Genomic DNA, 25,202 nt, shown 5'->3' with positions numbered 1-25,202 from the left:
CATTCCTCCCATGCACGTCATGCCGCGATGCTTGCCGGTCCGCCTTCGAGCAGGAAGCAGGCCGCCATGCCCGCCTTGCCGTCGACGCTGAGGCTCGGGCTCTCGACCCGGCACCGGTCGAAGGCCTTGGGGCAGCGGCTGGCGAAGCTGCAGCCCGGCGGCAGGTCGATCGGGCTCGGCGGCTCGCCTTCGAGCAGGCACTCCTCCGGGCGGTAGCGCCGCTCCTCCAGCGTCGGGATCGCGCTGAGCAGCGCCTTTGTGTAGGGATGGCCGGGATCGAAGAACAGCTTGCCGTTCTCGGCGATCTCCACCACCTCGCCGAGATACATGACCGCCACCCGGTTGCAGACGCGGCGCACCATGGCCATGTCGTGCGAAATGAAGATGTAGGTCAGGCCGTGCCTGGCCTGCAGGTCGGAAAACAGCTTCAGCAGCTTGAACTGCTCGGTCTGGTCGAGCGCCGACAGCGTCTCGTCCATGATCAGCACCTTCGGCTCCAGCACCATGGCGCGGGCGACGTTGACGCGCTGGCGCTGGCCGGCGCTCAGGCCCAGCGGCAGTTCCTCGTAGAGCGCGGCCGGCAGGCCGACCTCGCTCATCACCGCAAGCACGCGCTCGCGCCGCTGGGCGGCACCACGCACGCCGTGCACCTTGAGCGGCCCCTCGATGATCGCCCCGATCGCGGTGCGCGGCGGCAGCGAGTTGAACGGGTCCTGCAGAACCAGCTGGAAGTCGCGGCGGAATTTCAGCAGCGCCTTGCCGGACAGTCTTGCGATGTCTTCGCCGTCGCAGACGACGCGGCCGGTGTCGGGCGATTCCAGCCGGCTGAGCAGCCGCATCAGCGTGGACTTGCCGCAGCCGGATTCGCCGACGATGCCGAAATTCTCGCCGGGATAGACGTCGAAGGTGACGTTGCGCACCGCCCGCACGTCGCTGAAGCTGGCGAAGGTGCCGCGCTTGCGCACCCGGTAGGTGCGGGTCGCGTCCTCGATGCGGATCAGCGGCCTGCCCGTGCGCGCCGGGCTCTCCACCACTGGCGCGGAATCCGTCCAGATCTGCGGGATCTCGGAGATGAGCTGAACCGTATAGGGATGCTCGGGTCTCTCCACCAGCTTGCGCGGCGTCTGCCGCTCGACGATCCGCCCCTCGGCCAGCACCAGCACCTGGTCGGCGGCCTCGCTGACCGTCGGCAGCGACGAGGAGACGAAGACGACCGCCGTATCGAAGCGCTCGGTCAGCTCGCGCATCAGCCGCATCACCTGCGCGGCCACGGTGACGTCGAGCGGCTGGGTGACGTTGTCGGCCACCAGGAAGGCCGGGTTGGTGGCGAGCGCGTCGACGATCAGGGCCCGCTGCATCATGCCGCCGCTGAACTGCGAGGGATATTCGTGGAAGCGGGCGCCCGGCGACGGGATGCGTACGGCGCCAAGCAGGTCGACGACGCGCCTGCGTGCTTCGGTTGTGTCGATGCCGGGGACGAGGGCGCGGATCTTCTCGACGATCTGGCTGCCGACCGGCAGGGTCGGGTCGAGCGCCCCCATCGGGTTGGCGCCGACATAGGCGATCTCCTTGCGCAGCGGCCGCAGCCGGTTCGGCGGCAGGTCGAGGATGTTCTGCGACTTGTAGGTGACCGAGCCCGACGAGATCGCCAGCGGCGGGTCTATCCAGTTGACCAGGGCCCGCGACAGCACCGTCTTGCCGGAGCCGCTGGCGCCGATGATGCCGACGATCTGGCGCGGCTGAAGGTCGAAGCCGATGTCGGAGACGATGCGGCGCGCGCGGCCTTCGCTGCGCAGCTCGACCGACAGGTCGCGGACGGAGAGGACCGGCTGGCTCGCCATCACGCGCCTCCGTGGATGCGATTGCGGGCCCGTTCGAGCGACGCTCCCATCAGGTTGATGCTGGTCAGCGTCAGGCACAGGAAGACGCCCGGCATGGTGGCGATCCACCAGGCGTTGAGCAGGTATTTGCGCCCGTCGGCGATGATGTTGCCGAAGGTCGGCGTGGGCGGCTGGACGCCGAGGCCGATGAAGCCGAGCACCGATTCGAAGATCATCATGCGGGCGACGTCGAGCACCGAGATGAAGATGATCGGCGGCAGCACCAGCGGCGCCAGCAGCAGCGCCATGATGCGGAAGTCGGAGGCGCCGCTGACCTGCGCGGCGCGCACATATTCCTGCTTGCGCTCGGTCATGACGACGCTGCGGGTGACGCGCGCATAGACCGGCCAGCTCGACAGGCCGAGCACCAGGATGATCGCCGGGATCGTCGGCCGTGACACGCCGAGCACGGTGATGGCGAGGATGATCATCGGGATCGAAAGCTGGGCGTCGGTGATGCGCATCAGCACGAGGTCGATCTTGCCGCCGTAATAGCCGGCGATCGTGCCGAGCGAGCAGCCGACGATGAGCATGAGCACGACCGTGGAGCAGCCGATGAGCAGCGAGTAGCGCAGGCCGACCAGGCTGCGCACCAGCATGTCGCGGCCGATCTGGTCGGTGCCGAGGGGTGCGGCCCAGTTCCAGACGTCGCCGAGGAACCAGGGCGCCTGGAGACGCCCGGCGACGTTCATCTTGGTCGGGTTGATGCCGCTCAGCCACGGATAGAGCAATGCCGCCAGCACCAGGACGGCGAAGATGACGAGGCCGATGCGGAACTCGTAGGAGGCGAAGGCGGCCCGCCAGATGCGGCGGGAGACGGAGATCCCCTTGCGCTCGTCGGCAGGGATGGGAACGGCGATGGACATGTCGGTTTCTGCCACGCTCATCAGTATTCGAGCCTCGGATCGATCAGGGTGGCGATCAGGTCGACCGCGATGTTGATCAGCACGAAGATCGCGCTGGTGACGATGGCGATACCCTGGATCAGCGGGAAGTCGCGCTGCAGGACGGCATTGACGGTGAGCAGGCCGAGGCCGGGATAGTCGAAGATGAACTCGACGATGAGCACGCCGCCGAGCAGGCCGCTGATCTGGATGCCGAGCAGATTGAGCAGCGGCACCGAGGCGTTGCGCAAGGCGTGCGCGTAGACGATGCGCCGGTGGCCGAGGCCGCGCACCCGCCCGACTGAGATGAACGGGCTCTGCATCACCGCGGCCAGCGACGCCGTGAGGTTGCGGATGAGGATGGGCGCCAGCTCGACCGCCAGAACGATGGCCGGCAGGATGGTGTAGGCGAAACCCTTGTAGCCGATCGCCGGCAGCCAGCCGAGCTTCACCGAGAACAGCAGCGCCAGCACGATGCCCAGCCAGAAGTTCGGCAGCGAAATGAAGATCGAGGATATGTAGAACGCCACCCTGTCCGGCCATCGGTTCGGCGCCAGGCCGCCGGGAACGCCGACGAGGAAGGAGAAGACCAGCGCGAAGAAGATGGCGAGCGCGGCGAGCTGCAGCGTCATCGGCAGCGTGTCGGCGATCAGCGTCAGCACCTCGGCGCGGTCGCCGCGCGAGGAATCGCCGAAGCCGGAGCCGCCGGTCGAGGCGCCGCTGGCCGGCCGCACGAAGGACTGGCCGAGATCGCCCTGGATCACGCCGCCCATGTAGCGGCCGAACTGCACCAGGATCGGATCGCGCAGGCCCATCTCGGTGGCGATCTGCTCGATCAGCGCCTCCGGCGCCATGCCGCCCGCCATCAGCCGCACCGGATCGCCCGGCACGACGCGCAGCAGCGTGAAGATCAGCAGCGTGACCAGGAAGATGATCAGCGCGCCTTGCAGCAGGCGCCGGACGAGAAAGCTGAGGATGAACAAATCGGGCTCCTGGCGCGCTTGCGACGGGGCGGGCGGCGCCCCGCGTCTCATTCGCTTGCAGGCTTCTCCGGCCGGCGTTCGGTCCCGGCCGGATGAAGCTGCCGCGCCGGATCAGCGTCCCGGCGCGGCAGGCAGGTCAGGCGAAGGCGCCCTTGGAGGCGTCCATCGAGCCGTCCGGATAGATGAACAGGCCGCTCAGCGACTTGTCCATGGCGTGGATCATCACCGAGGTGAACAGCGACAGCGCCGGCACCTTGTCGGCGAGCAGCGGCATGGTCTCGCTCTGCAGGATGGCCTTGCGCTCCTCCAGCGACGGCGCGCTGCGCTCCTTGTCGAGGCTGGCGTCGATCTCCGCATCGACGATGCCGGTGATGCGCTTCGACGAGGAGTGGAAATGCGTGCGCAGGACGAGGTCCGGCTCCGGCGAACCGGTCGACCAGCCGCAATCCACCATGTGGCCGGGGCCGCCGCCGGGACGGTCGTAGAGGCGCTCGTTCCACGCAGCGATCTCGAGCACCGAGAGCGTCACCGGGAAACCCTGCTCCTGCAGCATTGCGGTGATGACCTCGCCATACTCCTTGGTCTTCGGGTAGAAGCCGACCGAGGTGATGTATTCCAGCGGCGGCAGGCCCTCGCCGCCCGGGAAGCCGGCCTCCGCCAGCAGCGCCTGGCACTTCTCGGGATCGTAGCCCGGATAGTTCGGCAGATCGATGTAGCCGAACTTCACCGGCGAGACGTAGTTCGCCGACTTGTGGCCGGCCTCACCCAGCACCGCCAGGATCTGCTCGCGGTCGATGGCATGGCAGGCCGCCTTGCGCACCAGCGGATTGTCGAAGGGCGGCTTGGAGCAGCGGAACCACAGATACTTGTTCTCGACCGACACCACGCTGCTGATGGCGACCTTGTCGTTGCCCTGCAGGGTGGCGACCTGCTCCGGCTCAAGGCGCTCGACGATGGAGGCCTGGCCGTTCATCAGCGACAGCATCCGCGTTGTGGAATCGCCGACGAAGTTGAAGCTGATGGCCGGAATCTTCGGCGCGCCGAGGAAATAGTCCGGGTTGGCGGCAAGCACGGTGTCGTTGCCGCGCTGCTCGACGAACTTGAACGGGCCGGTGCCGTTAAGGCGCTGCGACAGCGGGCCCTGCGGCCCGGCGGCGATGTCGGTCGCCGACATCATCGGCAGATAGGCGGCGAGGAACATGAAGAGGTGGGCGGGATAGCCGCCCTTCGAGGTGTCGACGATCACCGTGTAGTCGTCAGGCGTGGTGATGGTCAGCGTCTCGGTCGGGCCGGGATACCACTGGGCGGGACGGTCCGGGCGCGAGCCGTATTCGAACGTCGCCTTGACGTCCTCGGCCTTGAACTCCTTGCCGTCGTGGAATTTCACGCCCTGGCGCAGCTTGATCTCGAGCTTGGTGGGGTCGAGCAAGGTCAGGCTGGTGGCGAGCTCGTAGACGACCTCGTCGGGCTTGTCGACCCGCATCGGCGTGCGGGTGAGGAAGCCCATGATGAAGCCTTCGATGTTCTTCTGCGACAGCGTGGTGTGCGCCGACGGATCCCAGTTGCCGGTGATGTTCTCGGCCGACAGGAAGACCAGCGTCTTGCCTTCCTGGGCGGCGGCCGGCGAAAGGAAGAATTCCGGGTTGATCGTGAAGAGTCCGGCGCCGGCACCCAAGGCCGCCGCTCCCTTCAAGAAACCGCGTCGTGTTGCGTCGTTCATTGTGTTCCCCATGTTCCCAAAGCGGCCGTATGTGGCTTCTGCGCGCCGCACGATAAATCCGTCACGAAAGTTGACAATCCCAAATGTGACGTTGGGATAGGTCTTCTCGCCTGGAGTGGCCTTCAGAGCAGGTTGGATTGCCTGCTATTTGGGCGTTCGCCGTGGGCGGACTTTTGCGAAAAAGGGGCGAGAAGCTTGCTAGATCAAGGCAATTTCTGGATGAATCCGCCGCAATTTTGAGCATGCGAAGTCCCGATCACATTTCCGTGATCCAGCTCCGACGAGGACCGGAGAATTGTCGGGAGTTTTGCGTGGAAACTTCTCCAAATCCCACAAAACCACATTTTGGAGCCTAGAGGACAGCTTGCGACCGATGGAACGGTGTGGCAGCGCGGCTTCCTCGCCACACTGCTCTTCGGCCTTGGCCATTGCCGCGGAGGGAGAAGTCGGGAAGCGGGGCGCTGGGCCGAGCCCTCTCAAAATTAAACATGGCGCCGCCTTCGCGCCTCGCCGGCGACTTTGTGTTGCGTGCAAATCAAATGGCGCAGCGCGTCATTTCAAATGGCACCGAGAATGCCCTTTGAACCTTTATTCTGGCGATCGCCTAGCTATCTTGCTCCCCGTGGCCTACTGTCGTTTCGTCGGCAGATATTTCAAGGGCGCTGCCAATTGAGGGCGGGTAACGTGCCCTGGCCCCGACAAGAAAGGAGGTCTTCATGACCTCCGCAGACATCTCTTCCGAAAAAATGACGATGATCTCCCACCTCGTGCGGGCTGTGAGCCTGCACGGACCGGACCCAGGCGCCGCGGCCAAAACGCAGGCGGCGCAAACAGCCGCGCAGCGCACTGTCGCCGGGCGGATGTCCGAGTCGGATTTGCGCGCCGTCATCTATGATTCTCTGTTCCTGCCGCGCGACCGCTGACAGAGGGTGGGCGAGAGCGGAAAGGAGGATTCCGCTCTCGCCCTGTCTCTGCGCCCTTGTGCTACGTCCGCCGTCTTGCGCTCTGACCTTTGGGGAGGCCAGTCGCCAAGCACCCCTCATCGTGAGCAGGGACCGTGGCTAGCGCCGCCAGGCCTGCGAGCGCGCCAGCAGCAGGCGCGACAAAAGCGCGTGGACGAGGCGGGCGACGACGTTGGTGTAGAAGATCATCATGCCCATCGCCGCCGCCGGCGCGATATCGCCGGCATCGTCCATGTTGAGCACGGCGACCGAGGCGAGCTGCGTCTGCGTGGAATAGAGGAACACCACCGCCGACACCGTCGTCATCGCGTTGACGAACAGGTAGATCGAGATGTCGAGGACGGCCGGCAGGCAGACCGGCACGGTCACCTTGAAGAACAGCCGGTGGAAGGGCTGCTTCAGCGACTCGGCCACCGGCTCGAACTCGGCATCCATCTGCTTGAGCGCCGTCAGCGCGGTGAGGTGCGAGACGGTGTAGAAGTGCGTCACCGTGCAGACCACCAGGATGGCCATGGTGCCGTAGATCGGGTTGAGCGGATTGGCCGGATTGTTGAAGAAGAAGATGTAGGCGAGCCCCAGTACCATGCCGGGCACCGCCATCGGCAGCATGGCGAGGAAATGGAACGCCGCGCGGCCTGTGGCGAAGCCTTTGGTCTTCTCGACCATGTAGGCGCCGGTGAAGACGACCACCGTGCCGACCACCGCCGTCAGCAACGCCATCTCGATGGAGTTCCAGTAGGCGGCCCAGCCGCCGCCATCCATCAGGTCGAAGGCGTAGTTCTTGAGGCCGAGGCTCATGTCGTAGGGCCACAGCTTCACCAGCGCGGCCAGCTGGCAGATGCCGATGATGCCGACGAGGAACACCGCCACGAATGCGCACCAGGCGAGGCACAGCATGTCGAAGCGCCGGTTCGGCTTCGGGCGATAAGGCACGGCGCGCGCCGACAGCAGCGCCACCTGCCGCCGCTGGACGATGCGGTCGACGGCGAAGGCTAGCACGGCGGGGATGAGCAGGATGACCGAGACGACCGCGCCCATCTCGAAATTCTGCTGGCCGATCACCTGCTTGTAGATGTCGACGGCGAGCATGTTGTACTGGCCGCCGATCACCTTGGGCAGGCCGAAATCGGTGATGACCAGCGTGAACACGACGAACGCGGCCGAGACGATGCCGAAGCGCGCGCCGGGCACCGTCACCGTCCAGAAGGTGCGCCAGCGGCTCGCCCGCAGCGAGGCGGCGGCCTCGTAGTGGCGGGCATCGGCCACCGACAGCGCCGTCGAGATGATCAGGAAGGCGTGCGGCAGGGTGAAGAACACCGAGCCGATGACGATGCCGATCGGGCCGTAGATCGAATAGCCCATCATCAGGCCCTTCAGCAGGCCCTGATTGCCGAACAGATAGACCAGCGCGATGCCCGGCAGCAGCGACGGCACCAGGATCGGGATCGCCGTCACCAGCCGGAAGAAACCCTTGAACGGCATGGTGCTGCGGTTGAGCGCATAGGCGAGCCCGAAGGCGACGGCGATGGTGATGGCGGTGCTGATCGTTGCCATCAGCGCCGAGTTGCGGATCGAATTGGACAGCGCCGGCGTCGAGAAATAGCTGACGAAGTTGTCGAGCCCATAGGACTGCACGGGGCGCAGCATCACCCGCCGGAACGTGTTGGAATCGAACTCCTGCCATGCCGTGCCGCCACCGGGCGTGCTGCCGGCCAGCCAGCGGGCGCCCTCTTCCGTGCCGCGCAGGCGGTATCTGACCGGGCTGCGGAAGGAAAAATCCTCGACGAACTTCGTTGCCGCCAGCCGGCTGTCGGAGCCGGCGCGCAGGTCGTCCGCCGTCACGGTGGAAAGCCTGGCGTTCAGCGCTTCGGCGCTCGCCGGCTCGCTCCACACCGTGCCGGTCGCGTCGCTGACCTGCAGCTCGAACTGCTTGAGGTCGAAGCGGTAGGTCGAAAGCGACTTCGACAGCATGACGTAGAGGGGCGCGGCCAGCGACAGGACGAGGTAGAGCGAGATCGCCACCATCAGGCCCCGCTTGACCAGATCGTCGCGCGCGATGGACTGGCGCGGCGCCCGGCCCGCGGGAAGCGCAAGCGCTGCGACGCTCATTTCACGTTTTCCCCGGGAAGACGAGGACACGCTCGCGCGGCAGTTCCACCTGCATGGCGCCGCCGGTCTCGATGCCCAGCCGGCGCACGGCGTTGATCGAGAAGTCGGCAACCAGGATACGGCTGCCGAAGCGGGGCGAGGAGAGGCGGCAGCGCCAGAAGGCGCCCAGAAACTCCATCTCCTCCACGGTCGCGTCGACGAGGTTTTCCGGCGTGCCGGCGCCCTCCGCAGTACCCGACCCGTGCGCGGCGGAGCCGTGCGGGATGACGTCGACCGGACGGATCACGGCGATGGCATCGCTGCCCTCGGGCAAATCGTGCGGCGCGCACAGGAACTGGGTCGCCTCGAGCGCCAGCCTTCCCTGCCCGGCGATCCTCGTCGGGAACTGGTTGGTCTCGCCGATGAAGTCGGCCACGAACAGCGTTTCGGGATGGCGGTAGATCTCGGTCGGCGTGCCGACCTGCTCGATGACGCCGTGGTTCATCACCACGATGCGGTCGGCCATCGACAGCGCCTCCTCCTGGTCGTGCGTCACCATGATGGTGGTCACGCCGAGCTTGCGCTGCAGTTCCTTGATCTCGTGGCGCAGGTGCACGCGCACCTTGGCGTCGAGCGCCGACAGCGGCTCGTCGAGCAGCAGCAGGCCGGGCGAGATCGCCATGGCGCGGGCGAGCGCGATGCGCTGCTGCTGCCCGCCGGAGAGCTGCGCCGGATATTTTTTCGCCTGTCCCGACAAGCCGACCAAGGCGAGCAGTTCGCCGACGCGCCGGTCGATCTCGGCACGCGGGCGCCGGCTGTTCTCGAGCCCGAAGGCGACGTTCCTCTCGATCGTCAGGTTGGGAAACAGCGCGTAGGACTGGAATACGATGCCGTAGTCGCGCTTCGACGGCGGCAGGCCGGAAATATCCCGGCCGGCCTGGTGGATGGTGCCGCGCGTCTGCAGGTCGAGGCCGGCGATGGCGCGCAGCAGCGTGGTCTTGCCGCAGCCGGACGGCCCGAGGAAGCAGACGAACTCGCCTTCCGCGATCGACAGCGAGACGTCGCGCAGCGCCAGGAAATCGCCAAAACTCTTCCACAGGCCGGAGATCCGCAGATAGGCGGGCTTTGCCGCGGCGTCCTGCATCGCGACGTCTCCAAGCGCGACGGCGGGCCGTCCCGAAATGCTCTCATGCTTCATGGGCACACCCGATCAAGGTCGGCGGAGCCGTGCTCCGTAGTCCTTTGCGGAACGGGCGCCGCCTGTGACGGCGCCCGACGGGCAGGTCAGGTCAGGACTTCGGCTCGGACTTGCCGTCGTAACGCTTCGCCCATTCGGCGAGGATTTTCGCGCGGTTGTTGGCGGCCCATTCGAAGTCGTTCTTGATCATCTTCGCGGCCACGTCGGCCGGCAGATGCTCGACCGGCTTGGCGACGCCGGGATAGGCGACCACGGCATAGCCGACATTGTACATCTCGTTGGCTTCCTTGCTGATCGACCAGTCGACCAGCTTCTTGGCCGCCTCGAGATTGGCCGTGCCGGCGATGATGGCGGTCGCCTCGGCCTCCCAGCCGGAGCCTTCCGACGGGAAGATGATGTCGATCGGCGCGCCGCCCTGCTTGGCCTTGGCGCCCGGGAATTCGAAGGAGACGCCGATCACCGTCTCGCCGGCGGCGGCCATCTTGCACGGCTTGGAGCCGGAATGGGTGTAGGCGGCGATGTTCTCGTGCAGGGCGTCCATGTACTTCCAGGCCGCCTCCTCGCCCATGATCTGCAGCCAGGCGGAGACGTCGAGGAAGCCGGTGCCCGACGAGTTCGGGTTGGGCATCACGACGTGGCCCTTGTATTCCGGCTTGGTCAGGTCGGCCCAGCTCTTGGGCGGCGTCAGGCCGAGTTTTTCGGCCTCGACGGTGTTGTAGCAAAGCGCCGCGACATAGGCGTCCATGCCGACCCAGCTCGGCGGCGTCGCCTGGTCGACGAATTTCGGATCGAGCTTCTCGACGCCGGCCGGTGCGTAGGGCTCGAGCATACCCTCGCCCTTGAGCAGCAGCAGCGAGGTCGCGGCCACGCCCCAGACCACGTCGGCCTGCGGATTGTCCTTCTCCGCCAGCAGCTTGGCGGTCATGACGCCGGTTGAATCGCGTACCCAGTTGATCTTGATGTCGGGGTTGGCGGCTTCAAAGGTCTGCTTGTAGCGGTCGAGGTCGACGGCCTCGACCGAGGTGTAGACCGTAAGCGTCGTCTCGGCGAAGGCGGAAGAGGAGAGAAGCGCCGCGGCCAGGGCGGCCAGCACTGCCGAACTGCGAGATGTCATGATCAGGTTCCCCATTTTGATGGCACATTCTACGATGCACTGAGACTCTGGAGCCGCCTTGCGGCTGTCGGCCTTGTCACCGGCCGATATCGTCCATGCGTCAACCTTGGGGCTGGCAGGAGGATAAGTAAAATCTATTTATCCTATATGGAGATAGGCTGGGCTGATATTTGTCGTGCGGCCGTCACACGCGTTTGCGCCGCCTTGGAGCGACGCACGCACCCGAAATCCCATGGACCTACCCCCACCCCTGACCCCTCCGCTCAAGGCAGGGCGATCGCATATGGAAGTTCTGGAAGCGTCGGCCGGCAGGTTACCCCCACCCCTAACCCCTCCCCTCAAGGGGGAGGGGGACTTGCGGCCGCGATGCGGCGCGGAATAATCCCGATTCACGTCTGGCGGAACCGCGCCAAGATCCCCCTCCCTTGAGGGGAGGGGTTAGGGGTGGGGGTATCGGCGGGGCGAGCCTTGCAGAATGATCTTCCGGCAGGCATCAGCCGCCGAACAGGTCGGCGATCGTCTCCTCGCCGATGGCGAAGCCGGTGCTGGCGCCGGTGCCGCTGGTCACCATCACCAGCCGCACGTCCGCGTGCGGCACATCGCAGAAGGCGGCATGCTCCGGGGCGGAGGCATACGTGCCGGTCCAGCGGGCGAGCACCGGCGGCCTGGCCCCGCCGAACAGGCCGGCGAACTCGTCGAGGATCAGCCGGTCGACCTCGTCGGAGGCGAACGGGTCGGGCGTGTGCCCGTAGTGGTGGGAGTCGCCCACCACCAGCGACCCGTCGGCGCTCTGGACCACGATCAGGTGTACGCCGTTGTCGAGGGCGCGGGGGCATTCCTCGGTCAGCCGGCGCCGCAGCGCGGCCGCTTCGGGCAAAGCCGAATAGCCTTCGTAGCGCAGCAGGCTGAGGTCGGAGACCAGCGCCGAGCGCATCCGGAAGCCCGGATCGGCGAGCCGCAGCATCTGCAGCTTGCAGCGGCGCACGCCGTAGCCGCCGATCCGCTCGGGATAGAGGGTGGCGAGGTCGTCGCCGGGGCACACCACAATCTTCTCCGCGCGGACCTGCCCCTGGCTGGTCTCGACCACAGGCGGCGCCACCGCGGAGACGGCGACGCCGCGCTGGAACTCGACCCCGTGGCGCTCCGTCAGGAACGCCGCGAGCTTCGGCAGCACCTCGCGCGATTCGACGCGCAGCTCGAACGGCGAGTAGAGTCCGCCGACAAGTTTTGCGCCGTCGAGGCCCGGCTGATGGCGGGCGGCCTCGTCGCGCGTCAGCAATCGGCATTCCTGCCCGTCGGGCGTAGCCGCGAAGGCTTCCAGCAGAGCCAGCGCCTCCGGCCGCTGCGCGGCGACGAGTTTTCCATGCTGGAGGATTTCCAACCCAGCCTCGTCGGGAAGGCCGAGCCACAACCTCCGTGTGCGTTGGGCGCGCCGCAGCGAAACGCCAGAAGCCTGGCCGGTGACGACCACAAGGCCGAAATTGCGGATGGACGCGCCGTTGGCCTGCGCGTCGCGGTCGATGACGACGACGCGCAGCCCGCGCCGTGCCGCGGCGAGTGCGTGGGCGAGGCCGACGATGCCGGCACCGACGACGGCGAGATCGTAATGCATGCGGTCAGCTCACCAGGGAAGCGAGAAGGTCTTGACGTTGGTGTAGGACTTCATCGCCTCGATGACGCCTTCCTTGGTGCCGTTGCCGCTGTCCTTGATGCCGCCGAAAGGGCTCATCTCGATGCGGTAACCCGGCACCTCCCAGATGTTGACGGTGCCGACCTGGAGGCCGGCGATGTATTTCTGCATGCGCCGGAAGTCGTTGGTGCAGACACCCGACGACAGGCCGAAGGCGGTCGAGTTGGAGAGTTTTATCAGCGCCTCGTCGTCGTCGGGAGCGCGCACGATCGGCACGACCGGGCCAAAGGTCTCCTCCATTACCAGCTCGGAGGAATGCGGCACACGGTCGACGACGATCGGCGGCAGCAGCGCGCCGCGGCGGCCGGGATGGTAGAGGATGTCGGCGCCGGCCTCCGCCGCCATCTCGACGCGGCGCTCGAACAGCGCCGCCGCCTTCTCGTGCACCACCGTGCCGAGTTGGGTACCGGGGTCCATCGGATCGCCAAACCTAATCTTCCTCGCCCGCTCCAGCACCAGCGGCACGAACCAGTCGGCGACGCTTTCCTGCACCAGGATGCGCTTCACCGCCGTGCAGCGCTGGCCCGAGTTTTTCGTAGCGCCGGCGATCGCGAGGTCGGCCGCCCTGGCGAGGTCGTCGTCGGAGAGGTCGTTGAGCACGATCAGCGGGTCGTTGCCGCCGAGTTCCAGCACCTGGCGCTTGTAGCCCGCCTTCAAGGCGATCAGCTTGCCCACCGGCACGCCGCCGGTGAAGGTGATCAGGTCGATGTTTTCGTTGGTGATCATCTCGTCGCCGATATCTCTCGGCCAGCCGGTGACGACGGAGAGCATTTCGGGCGGCAGGCCGGCCTCGTAGAGAATGTCGGCCAGCACCAGCGCCGTCATCGGCGTCAGCTCGGTCGGCTTGACCACCACGCAATTGTTGGTGGCGATCGCCGGCGCCACCTTGTGCGAGACCATGTTGAGCGGGTGGTTGAACGGCGTGATCGCCGAGATCGCCCTCAGCGGCTCGCGCAGGGTGAAGATTTTTCGCTGCTTGCCGTGCGGGGTGAGGTCGCAGGAAAAGATCTGGCCGTCGTCCTGGATCGCCATCTGGCCGGCCAGCGTGAACACGTCATAGGCGCGACCGACCTCATAGAGCGAATCCTGCTTGGCAATGCCGAGCTCGAGCGTGACCAGGTCGGAGATCTCCTCCTTGCGGGCGTTCAACAGTTCGGCGGTCCTGAGCAGGATTTTCTGGCGCTCGTAGCGGGTGAGCTTCGGCTGGTAGCCGGCGGCGATGGCGAAGGCGCGGCGCGCGTGCTCGGCCCCGCCGGCGGGCACCGTGCCGACCACCGTGTCGTTCCAGGGGTAGCGCACCTCGACGACGCCCTCGGCGTCGACCTTTTCGCCGGCGATGCGCATCGGCTCGTGGCGGACTTTGATGCTGGTCTCGGGTCTGGTCATGGTCGGTTCCTGGCGCCGGCTTTACCCTCCCCCTTGTGGGGAGGGTCGGCGAGCAATCGGAGCATGGCGGAGATTGTGAGCCGGGGTGGGGGTATGCAGCTCCGAAGGTCCAGACCCCCACCCCGATCCGCTGTCGCGGATCGACCCTCCCCACAAGGGGAGGGTAAGGCGCTATCCCGCCAGCGCCGCAGCCATTGCGGCGTAGTGGAAGGCGTCGAAATTGCGCAGCGCCGGCGCGTCCGGCAGGTCGGGCAGCCGGCGATTGACGATGAAGGGCACCGCCTGCTCGGTCAGCCCGCCATGCGAGCGCAGCGGCTCGTCGAGCGCGGCGAGGTCGTGGCGATGCGCCGACGTGCCCACCGTGACGTTTTCACCCGACACGATGACGATGTCGCCCATGCGGTCCTCGGGAAGCTCGTAGCGGCGGCAGGCCTCCTCGCGGGGAAGCACCACGGTGATGCCGTCGATCGCCTCCAGCCGCTCCATGATGTGGGCGCGGTCGGCATCCTTCGGCAGGTAGGCGGTGGCGAAGGAGCCGAGCGCGCCGTGATGCACGACATAGGGGTCGGTGATCGGCAGGATGACGCGGGCGGTGTCCTTGCCCAGCCATCCGTCGAGCAGATCCTGGACATAGATCACGGCCGGCGAGCCGTCGGCCAGATGTTTTGGCTTCATGCCGTGGTCGGCCGTCACCACGATCGTCGCGCCCAGCCCGTCGAGTTCGGCAAGATATCTGTCGAACATGGCGTAGAAGGCGTTCGCCTGCGCAACGCCCGGCGCGTATTTGTGCTGCACATAGTCGGTCGTGGTGAGATACATCACGTCCGGCCGGAACTCCTTCAGCAGCTTGACGCCGGCGGCGAAGACGAATTCCGACAGCTCGGCCGAGTAGACTTCGGGCACCGGACGGCCGAGCCACTTCGACGCGTTGTCGATGCCGTGCTCGGCTTTCGTTGTCGTGGCCGACTTCTCCGAGGAGAAGCAGACGGCGCGGTTGTCGTCGAACTTCAACCCATGGCCGAGCAGGGCCCTCAGCTTGTCCTTGGCCGTCACTACCGCGACCTTGGCCCCGGCATCGTAGAAGGCCTTGAACACGGTCGGCGCGCGCAAAAACTTCGGGTCGTTCATCATCACCTCCTCGCCCGTCTCCGGGTTGTAGAGGTAGTTGCCGCAGATGCCGTGCACGGCAGGCGGCCGGCCGGTGGCGATCGACAGATTGTTGGGATTGGTGAAGGACGGGATGACCGAATGCGCCGTGCGCACCGTGCCCTTCGCCTTGATCTTCTCCAGCGCCGGCATCAGCCCCGCCGCTATCGCCTCGTCGAGATAGGCCGGCTCGCAGCCGTCCAGGCAGATGGCGATCGCCGGCACGCGCGGCCAGGCATAATTACGGCCGTTGGCCTCGATGGTGACGGGGGACATCTGGTTCATGGAAAAATCTTTCTGCCGGAGGGCGTGATCAGGCGGCGAGTTTTGCGCGCTCGTCGAGCGCGGTGCGCGGCGGCGCCGCGTCGGGAACGTTCATCTCGGCCAGCGAGCGGCCCGCCGCCTCTACGACGCGGCGCATGACGTGCTCGTCCATGCGGCCGATGCAGCCGATGCGGAAGGACTCCACCACCGTGAGCTTGCCCGGATAGATGATGAAGCCCTTCTCCTTCATCAGCTCGTAGAAGCGGTCGAAGGCGAAGTTCGCATGCGCGGGGCAGAAGAATGTGACGATGATCGGCGACAGCCAGCGATCGGAGAGCAGCGTCTCGAAGCCGAGCGCGCGCATGCCGGCCACCATCACGTCGCGGTTGCGCTCATAGCGCGCGCCGCGTCCGGCGACGCCGCCCTCGGCCTCGTGGATGCGCAGCGCCTCGAGGAAGGCGGCGACGACATGGGTGGGCGGGGTGAAGCGCCACTGGCCGGTCTTCTCCATGGCCGCCCATTGCGCATGCACGTCCAGCGACAGCGAATGGCTGCGGCCCTTGGCGGCCTCCAGCTCGCTCTTGCGGGCGATGACGAAGCCGAAGCCGGGCACGCCCTCGATGCATTTGTTGGCGGACGAGACCATCGCCTCGTAGCGGATGTCGTCGACGTCGAGCGGGATGGCGCCGAAAGCGCTCATCGAGTCGATCAGCAGCTTGCGGCCCCTCGAATAGACCGCATTCGATATCTCGGCGACCGGGTTGAGGATGCCGGAGCTGGTCTCGCAGTGGATGGCGATGACATGGGTGATGGCCGGGTCGGCATCGAGGATCGCCGCCACCTCGTCGCCGCGCGGCGGCAGGTAGTCGCCCTTGTCAAGCAGTGTGTGGGCACGGCCGAGATACTGCATGGTCTGGGCGGCGCGCAGGCCGTAGGCGCCGTTGGCGAGCACCAGCACCTTGCCGTCCCTCGGCACGAAGGAGCCCAGCATCGCCTCGACGCAGAAGGAGCCGGAACCCTGCATCGGCACGCAGTCGAACTCGCCCTTCGTGTCGCCGGTCAATGCCAGCAGGCGCCGCCGCAAATCGGCGGTCATCGCGCGGAAATCGCCGTCCCACGAGCCCCAGTCGCGCAGCATCGCCTGCTTGACCGCATAGGCCGTGGTGAGCGGGCCGGGGGTCAGCAGATAGGGCTCGCCCAGGGCCGGCGGCTCGAAGCCCTCGCTGGCAGTGGCAGAACCGGTCCGCATGGCTTTCCTCCGAGGCGATTGGCTGGGGTAACAAGGCGACCTTGAGCCATTCCGATCCATTTGGAAAATCGTTATTTTGTATCCATCAATAAGCTGGAATGATGATCGACGGATCGAGTCAGACGGCTCTGCAACAGGTCGCCGCTTTCCGTCAGCAGCGGATAGGCGACGGTCGCCAGCAGCGAATTGATCTCCTTAAACGCCCGCGCCACCTCCAGATGCATGTCGCTGGTCTCCACGCTCTCCGGCGTGCCCGACCGCAGCCGCATCAGATGGCTGTCGTGGCTGCGCCGCTCCAGCGTCCGCATCCGCTCCTTCTCGACGACCAACTGGCGGGCCGACGACAGGTCGTTCGACACCAGTACGTTGAGCGCGAGATGCATGTTCTCGACCAGCCGCCCGTGCAGCTCGCCAAGTTCCGTCCAGCCTTCCCTGGAGAAGCGCAGGTTGCGCTGCAGGCGCTCGTCCGCCAGCACCAGCAGGGTCTTGGCGACGATGTCGCCGGCATGTTCGAGGTTGATGGCGAAGTCCGTGAGCTCGGTGCTCCTGCGCGCTTCCGCGTCGCTCATCTCGCCGCGTCTCACCGCGGCGAGGTAGAGTTTTATGTCGCTGTGGACGCGGTTCACCTCGTCGTCGATCCGGCGCGTGCGGGCAATCGCCTCGCGCGTGCCGGCGGCGAACAGCTCCATCACCGGCCGCACCATGATCTCGACCAGCTCGCCCATGCGCAGCAGCTCGCGCGTGGCGCTGGCCAGCGCCAGCCTGGGATTGCCGATGACGGCGCGGTCGAGCGCGCTGGCGCGGTGGGCGAGCAGGCCGCCCGCCTCCGGTTTGTGGGCGGGCTCGGGCAGGAGCGCTTTCGTCAGCCGCGCCATTGCGCCGGTGAGCGGCAGGCAGCACAGCAGCAGGCAGGCGTTGAAGGCGACATGGAAATTCACCAGAGCCGTGCCGGCATCGCTGCCCAGCCGCTCCACCGGCAGGCCGGTGGCTTCGACGATGGCAAGCGCGATCATGGCGCCGCCGGCGCGGAAGAGCAGGTTGCCGATGGGGATGCGCTGCGCCGCCGGCGGCATGCCGCGCGACAGCCAGAAGGCGATCAGCCCGCCGCCGAGATTGGCGCCCAGCACCAGCGGCAGGCCGGCCTCCAGCGGCAGTAGCCCTTGCCCGGCGAAGGCCACCACCATCAGGATCGCCGCGACGCTGGAATGCAGCAGCCAGGCGAACACCGCGCCGGCGAGGAAGGCGGTGACATAGTCGTCGGCGAGATAGGCGGAGAGGCCCGGCAGCATGGCGCTGCCGCGCAGCGGCTCCGTCGCCTCGCCGATGAGTTTCAGCGAGAGCAGCACGAAGCCTATGCCGAGCACCATGCGCCCGGTCTCCCGCAGCGCCTGCCCCGACAGCTTGAGGTGCATGACCCCGCCGGCCAGCAGGCAGACCGGCACCAGCCAGCCGAGGTCGAAGGAAAGCACCCGCACCACCAGCGCCGAGCCGAGGTCGGCGCCGAGCAGCAGCGCCAGGCCGACGGGCAGCGCGAGCACGCCGCCGGCGGCGAAGCCGCAGGCGAGCATAGCCACCGCCGTCGAGCTCTGCAGCATCACGGCCATCGCCACGCCGCCAGCCGCGGCTTTCAGCTGGCCGCGTTTCGCCTCGCCGAGCAGCCGGCGCAGCAGCGCGCCATGGGCGCGCTCCATGCCCGTCCGTACCATGTGCACGGCATAAAGCAGGAGCATCGTCGCTCCGGCGAGGTGGAGCAGAAGGAGCGAGAAATGCATGGGCGGCTTCCCGTGACGAGAAACCGTCAGGGTCACTTTTGCCTTTACATAAGTCAATTCGTTAGTTTCTATGCTTCCATCAGTTCAGCCAATGGAAGACACCCGCATGCGCTACGTCCAGCTCCGGGCTTTCCACTATGTCGCCATATCCGGCGGTTTTTCGCGTGCCGCCGAAGCGCTGTTCCTGACGCAGCCGGCTATCTCCGACCAGGTGCGCAAGCTGGAGGAGGAGTACGACGTGCTGCTCTTCAACCGCTACAAGAAGCAGGTGACACTGACGCGCTCCGGCGAGCAACTGCTCGAGATCACCCACCGCATGTTCGACACCGAGCAGCAGGCGCTCGACCTTCTTTCGGAATCGCGCGCCCTGCGCTCGGGCACGCTGCGCATCGTCGCCGACGCGGCGCACCATCTGCTGCATATCCTCGGCCGGTTCCGTGAAAAATTCCCCGGCATCCAGATTTCGGTGCGCACCGGCAACACCGAGACGGTGATCGCCAGCCTGTTCGCCTACGAAGCCGACATCGGCGTGCTCGGCGAGATCCCGGAAGGGCGCGAGTTCGACATGCTGAAGCTCAACTCGACGCCGATCGTCGCTTTCGTCGCCAAGACCCATCGGCTCGCGGGCAGCGGCTCGATGAGTTTCGCCGAACTGGAAAAACACCCGCTGATCCTGCGCGAGCGCGGTTCGAAGACGCGGCAGAAGCTGGAAGCGATGGCGCAGTCGCAAGGCGTGGCGCTGCGCCCGGCGATCGAGGCCGAAGGCCGCGAGGCCGTTCGGGAGATCGTTGCCTCGGGCAGCGGCGTCGGCTTCGTGTCGGAGGCAGAATTCGGGCAGGACGGGCGGCTGGTGCAGATCGCCATCGATTCGCCGCCGATGCTGATGGACGAGGCGCTGATCTGCCTGCGCGAGCGCTCGCGCGGCAAGCTGGTGCGCGCCTTCTGGGAGATCGCGCGGGAGCTGTCGAGCGACGACTGATGCGCTCCGGTACCCCCAAAACCCTAACCCCTTCCCTTGAGGGGGAGGGGGACTTTGCGGCCGCCCTGCCGATCGAAATCATGGACCATTGGAGCCTGGCGGTGCCGCAGCAAGATCCCCCTCCCCCTTGAGGGGAGGGGTTAGGGGTGGGGGTATTCCATCCGCGATAGCCCTGCTCTTTGTGAGGAAGACCAAGGCGGCGGCCTCACGCCGTCATGCAGCGGTCGGGTAGTCGATATAACCCTTCGCGCCGCCGCCATAGAAGGTGGCCTTGTCGGGCTCGTTGAGGGCGATGCCGCTCCTCAGCCGGCCGACGAGATCGGGGTTGGCGATGAACGGCTTGCCGAAGGCGACGAGGTCGGCGCGGCCTTCGGCAACCGCCTTTTCGGCCAGTTCCTTGTCGTAGCCGTTGTTGACCAGCCAGGCGCCCTGCCCGCCGGCCTGGCCGTAGGCCGCCTTGAACGCCGCATAGTCGAACGGTTTTTCGCCCTGCTGGAAGTCGCGGGCGCCGCCGGTCGCGCCTTCGACGACGTGCACATAGGCAAGCCCGCGGCTGCCCAGGCCGGCGGCGACGTGGTCGAAGAGCGGCTGCGGCTCAGGGTCGGAAGCGTCATTGGCCGGCGTCACCGGCGACAGCCGGATACCGGTCCGGCCGGCGCCGATCTCGCCGGTGATCGCCTCCACCACCTCGAACAGCAGACGCGCCCGGTTCTCGATCGATCCGCCATAGGCGTCGGTGCGGTGATTGCTTCCCGAGCGCAGGAACTGGTCGATCAGGTAGCCGTTGGCGGCGTGAATCTCGATGCCGTCGAAACCCGCCTGCTCGACCGCCGCTTTCGCGGCACGGCGGTAGTCCTCGACGATGCCGGGAATCTCGCTCGCCTCCAGCGCGCGCGGCTCGGACGTCTCGGCGAATTCGCCGCTGCCGTCCGGCCTGATCAGGAAGGTCTTGGATTTCGCCCGGATGGCGGAGGGCGCCACCGGCTTGCCGCCGCCGGGCTGCAGCGAATCGTGCGAGATGCGGCCGACATGCCAGAGCTGCACCACGATCTTGCCGCCGGCCTCGTGCACGGCATCGGTGACGCGCCGCCAGCCGGCGAGCTGATCGGCGCCGTAGAGCCCGGGAACGTCCGCGTAGCCCTGACCCTGATGGGTGATGGCCGTCGCCTCGGTGACGATCAGGCCGGCGCTGGCGCGCTGCCGGTAATAGGTGACGGAGAGATCGCCCGGCACGGCGTTCGGCGAGCGGTTGCGCGTCAGCGGCGCCATGACGACGCGGTTGGCAAGCGAAAGATCGCCGGCCTTCACCGGATCAAACAAAGTGGCCATGGGAGGAATGCCTTTCATGCTGGGGAAGCGGACGGAAATGGTCAGAGGTCGGACAGCGTCGCCCGGAAGGCGGCGATGGTCTCTTCGTTGCGTTTGTAGAACACCCACTGGCCGACGCGGCGCGAGGTGACCAGGCCGGCGGCGGACAGCGCCGCCAGATGAGCGGACACGGTCGACTGCGACAGGCCGCAGCGCTCGAACTGGCCGGCGCAGATGCCCATGTCGAGCGGATGCTCCTGGCTGGAAAAATGCTTCTCCGGCTCCTTCAGCCACGCCAGCATGTCGCGGCGGACCGGGTGCGCCAGGGCTTTCAGGATGTTGTCGTTTTCCATCGATCTTTATATCGGGCTTTAGCGATATATAGATCGAAGAAGAGCGATGCGGAAGGCAACCTCATTCCAAAATTGCCTTCCGCCAAAGAAAACCCGCCCTAAAAGAACGGTCCGGCCGGCGAAGCGGCCGGCCCGGTCATGCCGGTTGTGCCTGCTCCGCCTGCCTGGCCGGGAACGGCGGGAACGCCAGTGCGATCGCCACCGCCGCCAGCCCGATGCCGAAGGAGCCGATGAACAGCCAGTCGTAGACGTTGAACGTGTCGTACACCCAGCCGCCGCCGAGCGGCCCCAGCGCCATGCCGATGCTGGAGGTCATGGTCGCCGCGCCGAACACGGTACCCATCACGCGCTGGCCGAAATATTCGCGCGCCAGCACCGCATAGAGCGGCATGACTCCGCCATAGGCGGTGCCGAAGACGATGGCGAGCAGGTAGAACTCGGGCAGCTCGCGGGCAAACACATAGGCGCCCATGACGAAGGCCTGGACCATCAGGCCGGCGATCAGCACCAGCTTGACGCCCAGGCGGTCGGCCAGCACGCCGAGCAGCAGCCGGCCGCCCAGGCCGGCCAATCCCTCGACGCTGTAGATGCTGACGGCCGCCATCGGCGCGATGCCGCAGGCCACCGCATAGCTGACCATGTGGAAGATCGGCCCGGAATGGGCGGCGCAGCAGAGGAAGAAGGTGCCGGCGAGGATGGCGAATTGCGGTGTCCGCAGAGCCTTCCAGGCCGGGAAGCCGCCCGCTTCGGCTGGCGGTTCGGCACCGCTGTCGGCGTGGTCGGTGTCCGGCGCCCGCCGCACCAGCAGCGCCGCCGGGACGAGCAGTATCCAGCTGGCGATGCCGATCACCATCATGGCCATGCGCCAGTCATAGGTGGCGAGCAGCCAGGCGGCGAAAGGCGAGACGGTCATCGGGGCAACGCCCATGCCGGCCGATACCAGCGACACGGCAAGGCCGCGATTGGTATCGAACCAGGCCGTCGCGGCGGCGATCATCGGCGCGAAGAAGGCGCCGGCGGCAAGCCCGACCAGGATGCCGTAGACGAGCTGGAAGGCGAGCAGCGAGCTTGCGCGGCTCGCCAGAACCAGCGCCAGCCCGAGCAGCACGGCGCCGATGAGCACCACCGGCCTCGCGCCGATCCTGTCGCTGAGGGTGCCCCAGCCGAAGCCGGCGGCCCCCATGACGAGGAAGTTGAGGGTCATGGCACTGGAAATGCCGGCGCGCGACCAGCCGGTGTCGACCGACATCGGCTGCAGGAAGATGGCAAGGGAGAACATCGCGCCGATGCCGACGCAGGTCATCAGCGCACCGATGGCAATGATGACCCAGCGATAGGAATGGGGCGCCTGAGCATGAGTTTGGGCATAGGACATGGAGCACCTCGCTGCCTGCCGGCGTTCCCGCCCGTTCGGGCGGGAAGCCGGCTTCTCCGCAGAGGACGAACGGGCGGGGCGGAAGGCGACTTTCTGCCCGAAATTTTTTTCTCGGAGCCTGGCAAAGACGCCGAACATGCCTTTTCGCACCGGCACTCCTGCCTCGGATCCGAAGCTGTCGGGACAGATTTCCCCTACCCCGCCTCGCGGCGGATCGCTTCGCGCAAATCCTCGCCGCTGATCGGCTTGTGCAGCAGGCGATGCCCGCTCCGCGCCGCCTCCTTGATGCGCGCCGGCGAGGTGTCGCCGGTGACGATGATCGCCGGAACCGCGCGGCCGAGATAATCGTACAGGGCATCGATCGCCTCGACGCCCGTTGCATGGTCCTTCAGTCGGTAGTCGGCGACGATCACGCCGACCGACGCCGAGCCCTCCTTCGCTGCCGCGTGCGCGTTCATGACTTCCTCGGCCGAGCGGCCGGCATAGACGCGGTGGCCGTCCAACTCGAGCATCTGCACCAGCGCGCCGAGAACGTCCTGCTCGTCCTCCACCACCATGATACCGAGCGGGGCGCCGTCCATCCGGACACCGGAAGCGGCACGAGGAGGTTTCGCCGCCTGCACCAGCGGGACCGTGACGGAGAACATCGAGCCGCGTCCGGAAACGGAGACCAGCTTCAGCGGATGCCCCAGAAGCTCGGTTGTGCGGCGCACGATGGCGAGGCCGAGCCCCAGCCCCTGGGCGCGGTCGCGCGCCGGATTGTGCAGCTGCACGAACTCCTCGAAGACGGCCGCCTGCTGATCCGCGGGAATCCCCGGTCCGGTGTCCCACATCTGGATCTCCACCGCCGCGCCGCGCCGCCGGCAGCCGAGCAGGACGCGTCCCGCCGTCGTGTAGCGGAAGGCGTTGGAGAGCAGATTGTCGAGAATGCGCTTCAGCATCATCGGGTCGCTGTCGACGTGCAGGCCGGTCTCCACCACGCGCCAGCCGAGCCCGCGTTCCACGGCCGTCGGCGCGAATTCCTGGCGCAGGTTGCGGAAGAGCTCACCCAGGTCGACGGTCTCCCGCTCAACCGTCACCACGCCGGCGTCGAGCTTGGAGATGTCGAGCAGCGCATTGAGCAGCCCGCTGAGATTGCCGACCATCGACTTCGCCTTGCCGGCGATCGAGCGCGCATCCGCGGCGGCGACGGCGCCGCGCTGCCCCATCATCGCGAGCGTCGAGACCAGCAGGCTGAGCGCATGGATGGGCTGGCGCAGGTCGTGGCTGGCGGCGGCCAGGAAGCGCGTCTTGGCCCGGTCGGCGGCCTGCGCGCGGTCGCGCTCGCCCTCGAGCCGGCCGATGAGTTCGACATTCTCGGTGCGCAGCCTCACTGTCTCGCGAAGCATGCGGTAGGTGACCCGGCAATAATAAAGATTGATCGCCACCAGGCTGCCGATCAGGAAGAGGTAGGCGCCGAAGACCTCGCCCTCGCTGGTGAGACAGCGGATCGCCACCGGCACGATGGTGGCGAGAATCGAGCCAACGAGGGCCGGCGGGAAGGCCGAGAGCGACGGCACCGTGCCGCACACGAGCCCAGTGAGCACGATCACCGTGAAGGCGAACAGCAGCGGCTCGTGCGGCAGGAAGCCGACCCAGCCGAGCATGCCCCACATCAGTCCCGAGAGCCAGGACATGACGGCCGCGAGCCACGCCCAGCGGGCCACCGATCCCCCCTTCCCGACGTGGCGGAAGAACAGCCGCGCCGCGACCACCCGCGCGGCCGTCAGCAAATAGAGGGCCGCGAGCCAGCCGACAAACCAGCGCGGCGACACGACGCTGCTCAGGATATACGCCGCCGGCAGCGAGATCAGGACATTGGCGGCTACTACGCCGTAGGAATTGCGGTAGAGAAGCTCGACCAGCGCCTCGCGAATCCGGTCGTCCTGCGGAGTCGCGGACAAGCCTGCCGACAACGGCACGCTGCCCACGACCACTTGATCCAACGGGAGTTCGTTTTTCATGGATTGGCAACCGGAAATTGCACCGACTCGAGTATAGTGCGCGAATGAACCGTCCGCTTGCCGTTATTCTCGCCGAGGACCACGCCATCGTGCGGGAGGGGCTGAAGATGCTCCTCTCCACCCTGGACGACGTGGCGGTGGTCGGCGAGGCCGCGGACGGCGAGGCGCTGCTCGGCCTCATGCGGGAAACCCGCGCCGACCTGCTCATCCTCGATCTCGGCATGCCGGGCGTCGCGGGCATCCAGCTCATCTCCGACATCCGCTCGCTGGCGCCGCGGCTGCGAATCCTGGTGCTGACGGCCAATGTCGAGCCGCGCACGGTGCGCGCCGCCATTGAGGCCGGCGCCAGCGGCTATCTGACCAAGGACGGCGACCCGGCCGAGCTCGCCGACGCCGTCGCGGCAGTCAGGAAGGGCGGCACCTATGTCGCCCGTTCCGTCCGCTTCGCCCTGACGGAGCCGGCACGTAGCGCCAGGCTGCCGAACGGCGAGCAGGTCGTGTCGCCGATTCCGCTGACCCTGCGCGAACGCCAGATCCTGCTGCTGGTGGCACAGGGACAGACCGCCCGCATGGTCGCCGAACGGCTTGGCATCAGCCCGCTGACCGCCCGCAAGCATCGGGAGAACCTGATGCGCAAGCTGAACCTTCACAGCGCCGCCGAACTGACGGCTTATGCGGTGCGGCTGGGACTGCCCGCGGGCTGACGCCATTTCCGGCTCCTCCGGCCAATCGTCGATGACGCGGTAGCATTGCCTTAACCATTGCGAGCCTAGCCGGCCGGCCAGGCGCACCAAATACGGCACCTGCCGTATGTCTTGCGGTCCATCCCGCCCCTATCCCTCCCGCCT

Annotated in this window: 19 protein-coding genes; 3 read left to right on the top strand and 16 right to left on the bottom strand. The window is 66.9% G+C overall.

Annotated features, from left to right (window positions below):
* Positions 1 to 17: 17 nt before the first annotated feature.
* The 4 genes from AC5JDC_RS29495 to AC5JDC_RS29480 all read right to left on the bottom strand — a co-directional run bounded on the left by AC5JDC_RS29495 (position 18) and on the right by AC5JDC_RS29480 (position 5,467).
* Complete coding sequence (locus tag AC5JDC_RS29495) at positions 18 to 1,841, bottom strand: ABC transporter ATP-binding protein (protein ID WP_495847154.1); 1,824 nt, start codon at positions 1,839 to 1,841, stop codon at positions 18 to 20.
* Complete coding sequence (locus AC5JDC_RS29490; RefSeq protein ID WP_495847300.1) at positions 1,841 to 2,746, bottom strand: ABC transporter permease; 906 nt, start codon at positions 2,744 to 2,746, stop codon at positions 1,841 to 1,843. Before AC5JDC_RS29490 ends, AC5JDC_RS29495 begins: the two co-directional genes overlap by 1 nt.
* 20 nt (positions 2,747 to 2,766) lie before the next feature.
* A complete protein-coding gene (locus AC5JDC_RS29485) occupies positions 2,767 to 3,747 on the bottom strand; it encodes an ABC transporter permease (RefSeq protein WP_495847152.1) in 981 nt (326 codons plus the stop codon).
* Between the two features lie 136 nt (positions 3,748 to 3,883).
* Positions 3,884 to 5,467 carry an ABC transporter substrate-binding protein gene (locus AC5JDC_RS29480; RefSeq protein ID WP_495847150.1) on the bottom strand — a complete coding sequence of 528 codons (1,584 nt, stop codon included), beginning with the start codon at positions 5,465 to 5,467 and terminating at the stop codon, positions 3,884 to 3,886.
* A gap of 716 nt (positions 5,468 to 6,183) precedes the next feature.
* Here AC5JDC_RS29480 and AC5JDC_RS29475 point away from each other — a divergent pair.
* The gene (locus AC5JDC_RS29475) at positions 6,184 to 6,390 is read left to right on the top strand and encodes a hypothetical protein (RefSeq protein ID WP_106772599.1); all 207 of its coding nucleotides are present in this window, start codon (positions 6,184 to 6,186) and stop codon (positions 6,388 to 6,390) included.
* Between the two features lie 138 nt (positions 6,391 to 6,528).
* On the opposite strand, the gene AC5JDC_RS29470 is transcribed toward AC5JDC_RS29475, so the two are convergent.
* From AC5JDC_RS29470 to AC5JDC_RS29435, 8 genes are all read right to left on the bottom strand, one after another.
* Positions 6,529 to 8,538 carry a putative 2-aminoethylphosphonate ABC transporter permease subunit gene (locus AC5JDC_RS29470; RefSeq protein ID WP_495847148.1) on the bottom strand — a complete coding sequence of 670 codons (2,010 nt, stop codon included), beginning with the start codon at positions 8,536 to 8,538 and terminating at the stop codon, positions 6,529 to 6,531.
* A gap of 1 nt (position 8,539) precedes the next feature.
* Entirely contained in the window at positions 8,540 to 9,715 is a 1,176-nt protein-coding gene (locus tag AC5JDC_RS29465) for a putative 2-aminoethylphosphonate ABC transporter ATP-binding protein (protein ID WP_495847146.1), read from the bottom strand.
* A gap of 91 nt (positions 9,716 to 9,806) precedes the next feature.
* On the bottom strand, positions 9,807 to 10,829 hold the full coding sequence (locus AC5JDC_RS29460; protein WP_106772707.1) for a putative 2-aminoethylphosphonate ABC transporter substrate-binding protein: 1,023 nt from the start codon (positions 10,827 to 10,829) through the stop codon (positions 9,807 to 9,809).
* A gap of 493 nt (positions 10,830 to 11,322) precedes the next feature.
* Positions 11,323 to 12,441 (bottom strand): TIGR03364 family FAD-dependent oxidoreductase, encoded by a 1,119-nt coding sequence (locus tag AC5JDC_RS29455; protein ID WP_495847144.1) that lies wholly within the window; start codon positions 12,439 to 12,441, stop codon positions 11,323 to 11,325.
* Between the two features lie 9 nt (positions 12,442 to 12,450).
* Positions 12,451 to 13,905 carry a phosphonoacetaldehyde dehydrogenase gene (phnY, locus tag AC5JDC_RS29450; RefSeq protein ID WP_495847142.1) on the bottom strand — a complete coding sequence of 485 codons (1,455 nt, stop codon included), beginning with the start codon at positions 13,903 to 13,905 and terminating at the stop codon, positions 12,451 to 12,453.
* A gap of 171 nt (positions 13,906 to 14,076) precedes the next feature.
* Positions 14,077 to 15,336 (bottom strand): phosphonoacetate hydrolase, encoded by a 1,260-nt coding sequence (gene phnA, locus AC5JDC_RS29445; RefSeq protein WP_495847140.1) that lies wholly within the window; start codon positions 15,334 to 15,336, stop codon positions 14,077 to 14,079.
* A gap of 28 nt (positions 15,337 to 15,364) precedes the next feature.
* On the bottom strand, positions 15,365 to 16,564 hold the full coding sequence (locus AC5JDC_RS29440; RefSeq protein WP_495847138.1) for a 2-aminoethylphosphonate--pyruvate transaminase: 1,200 nt from the start codon (positions 16,562 to 16,564) through the stop codon (positions 15,365 to 15,367).
* 71 nt (positions 16,565 to 16,635) lie between these two features.
* Positions 16,636 to 18,336: a Na/Pi cotransporter family protein gene (locus AC5JDC_RS29435; protein ID WP_495847136.1), complete on the bottom strand. Its 1,701-nt coding sequence runs from the start codon at positions 18,334 to 18,336 to the stop codon at positions 16,636 to 16,638.
* 106 nt (positions 18,337 to 18,442) lie between these two features.
* Between AC5JDC_RS29435 and AC5JDC_RS29430 the strand changes: the two genes are divergently transcribed.
* Complete coding sequence (locus AC5JDC_RS29430; protein ID WP_495847134.1) at positions 18,443 to 19,315, top strand: LysR substrate-binding domain-containing protein; 873 nt, start codon at positions 18,443 to 18,445, stop codon at positions 19,313 to 19,315.
* 213 nt (positions 19,316 to 19,528) lie between these two features.
* Here AC5JDC_RS29430 and AC5JDC_RS29425 read toward each other — a convergent pair whose 3' ends face one another.
* From AC5JDC_RS29425 to AC5JDC_RS29410, 4 genes are all read right to left on the bottom strand, one after another.
* Positions 19,529 to 20,644: an alkene reductase gene (locus tag AC5JDC_RS29425; protein WP_495847132.1), complete on the bottom strand. Its 1,116-nt coding sequence runs from the start codon at positions 20,642 to 20,644 to the stop codon at positions 19,529 to 19,531.
* 41 nt (positions 20,645 to 20,685) lie between these two features.
* A complete protein-coding gene (locus tag AC5JDC_RS29420) occupies positions 20,686 to 20,976 on the bottom strand; it encodes an ArsR/SmtB family transcription factor (protein ID WP_106772589.1) in 291 nt (96 codons plus the stop codon).
* A 136-nt stretch (positions 20,977 to 21,112) separates the two neighbouring features.
* Positions 21,113 to 22,351 carry an MFS transporter gene (locus tag AC5JDC_RS29415; protein ID WP_495847130.1) on the bottom strand — a complete coding sequence of 413 codons (1,239 nt, stop codon included), beginning with the start codon at positions 22,349 to 22,351 and terminating at the stop codon, positions 21,113 to 21,115.
* Positions 22,352 to 22,545: 194 nt separating this feature from the next.
* Positions 22,546 to 24,327: a sensor histidine kinase gene (locus tag AC5JDC_RS29410; RefSeq protein ID WP_495847298.1), complete on the bottom strand. Its 1,782-nt coding sequence runs from the start codon at positions 24,325 to 24,327 to the stop codon at positions 22,546 to 22,548.
* Positions 24,328 to 24,398: 71 nt separating this feature from the next.
* Between AC5JDC_RS29410 and AC5JDC_RS29405 the strand changes: the two genes are divergently transcribed.
* The gene (locus tag AC5JDC_RS29405) at positions 24,399 to 25,058 is read left to right on the top strand and encodes a response regulator (RefSeq protein WP_495847128.1); all 660 of its coding nucleotides are present in this window, start codon (positions 24,399 to 24,401) and stop codon (positions 25,056 to 25,058) included.
* The last annotated feature ends 144 nt before the right edge of the window (positions 25,059 to 25,202 follow it).

Source organism: Kumtagia sp., from assembly GCF_059502445.1.
The sequence above is the reverse complement of the archived record's forward strand: the minus strand, read 5'-3'. Positions and strand labels throughout refer to the sequence as shown.

Excerpts from the sequence above, each read along its gene's own strand:
- AC5JDC_RS29420 (WP_106772589.1), bottom strand. The coding sequence starts at position 20,976 with ATGGAAAACGACAACATCCTGAAAGCCCTGGCGCACCCGGTCCGCCGC.
- AC5JDC_RS29455 (WP_495847144.1), bottom strand. The coding sequence starts at position 12,441 with ATGCATTACGATCTCGCCGTCGTCGGTGCCGGCATCGTCGGCCTCGCC.
- AC5JDC_RS29440 (WP_495847138.1), bottom strand. The coding sequence starts at position 16,564 with ATGCGGACCGGTTCTGCCACTGCCAGCGAGGGCTTCGAGCCGCCGGCC.
- AC5JDC_RS29490 (WP_495847300.1), bottom strand. The coding sequence starts at position 2,746 with ATGTCCATCGCCGTTCCCATCCCTGCCGACGAGCGCAAGGGGATCTCC.
- phnY (WP_495847142.1), bottom strand. The coding sequence starts at position 13,905 with ATGACCAGACCCGAGACCAGCATCAAAGTCCGCCACGAGCCGATGCGC.
- AC5JDC_RS29425 (WP_495847132.1), bottom strand. The coding sequence starts at position 20,644 with ATGGCCACTTTGTTTGATCCGGTGAAGGCCGGCGATCTTTCGCTTGCC.
- AC5JDC_RS29435 (WP_495847136.1), bottom strand. The coding sequence starts at position 18,336 with ATGCATTTCTCGCTCCTTCTGCTCCACCTCGCCGGAGCGACGATGCTC.
- AC5JDC_RS29470 (WP_495847148.1), bottom strand. The coding sequence starts at position 8,538 with ATGAGCGTCGCAGCGCTTGCGCTTCCCGCGGGCCGGGCGCCGCGCCAG.
- AC5JDC_RS29475 (WP_106772599.1), top strand. The coding sequence starts at position 6,184 with ATGACCTCCGCAGACATCTCTTCCGAAAAAATGACGATGATCTCCCAC.
- AC5JDC_RS29460 (WP_106772707.1), bottom strand. The coding sequence starts at position 10,829 with ATGACATCTCGCAGTTCGGCAGTGCTGGCCGCCCTGGCCGCGGCGCTT.
- AC5JDC_RS29465 (WP_495847146.1), bottom strand. The coding sequence starts at position 9,715 with ATGAAGCATGAGAGCATTTCGGGACGGCCCGCCGTCGCGCTTGGAGAC.
- phnA (WP_495847140.1), bottom strand. The coding sequence starts at position 15,336 with ATGAACCAGATGTCCCCCGTCACCATCGAGGCCAACGGCCGTAATTAT.
- AC5JDC_RS29430 (WP_495847134.1), top strand. The coding sequence starts at position 18,443 with ATGCGCTACGTCCAGCTCCGGGCTTTCCACTATGTCGCCATATCCGGC.
- AC5JDC_RS29495 (WP_495847154.1), bottom strand. The coding sequence starts at position 1,841 with ATGGCGAGCCAGCCGGTCCTCTCCGTCCGCGACCTGTCGGTCGAGCTG.
- AC5JDC_RS29480 (WP_495847150.1), bottom strand. The coding sequence starts at position 5,467 with ATGAACGACGCAACACGACGCGGTTTCTTGAAGGGAGCGGCGGCCTTG.
- AC5JDC_RS29405 (WP_495847128.1), top strand. The coding sequence starts at position 24,399 with ATGAACCGTCCGCTTGCCGTTATTCTCGCCGAGGACCACGCCATCGTG.
- AC5JDC_RS29415 (WP_495847130.1), bottom strand. The coding sequence starts at position 22,351 with ATGTCCTATGCCCAAACTCATGCTCAGGCGCCCCATTCCTATCGCTGG.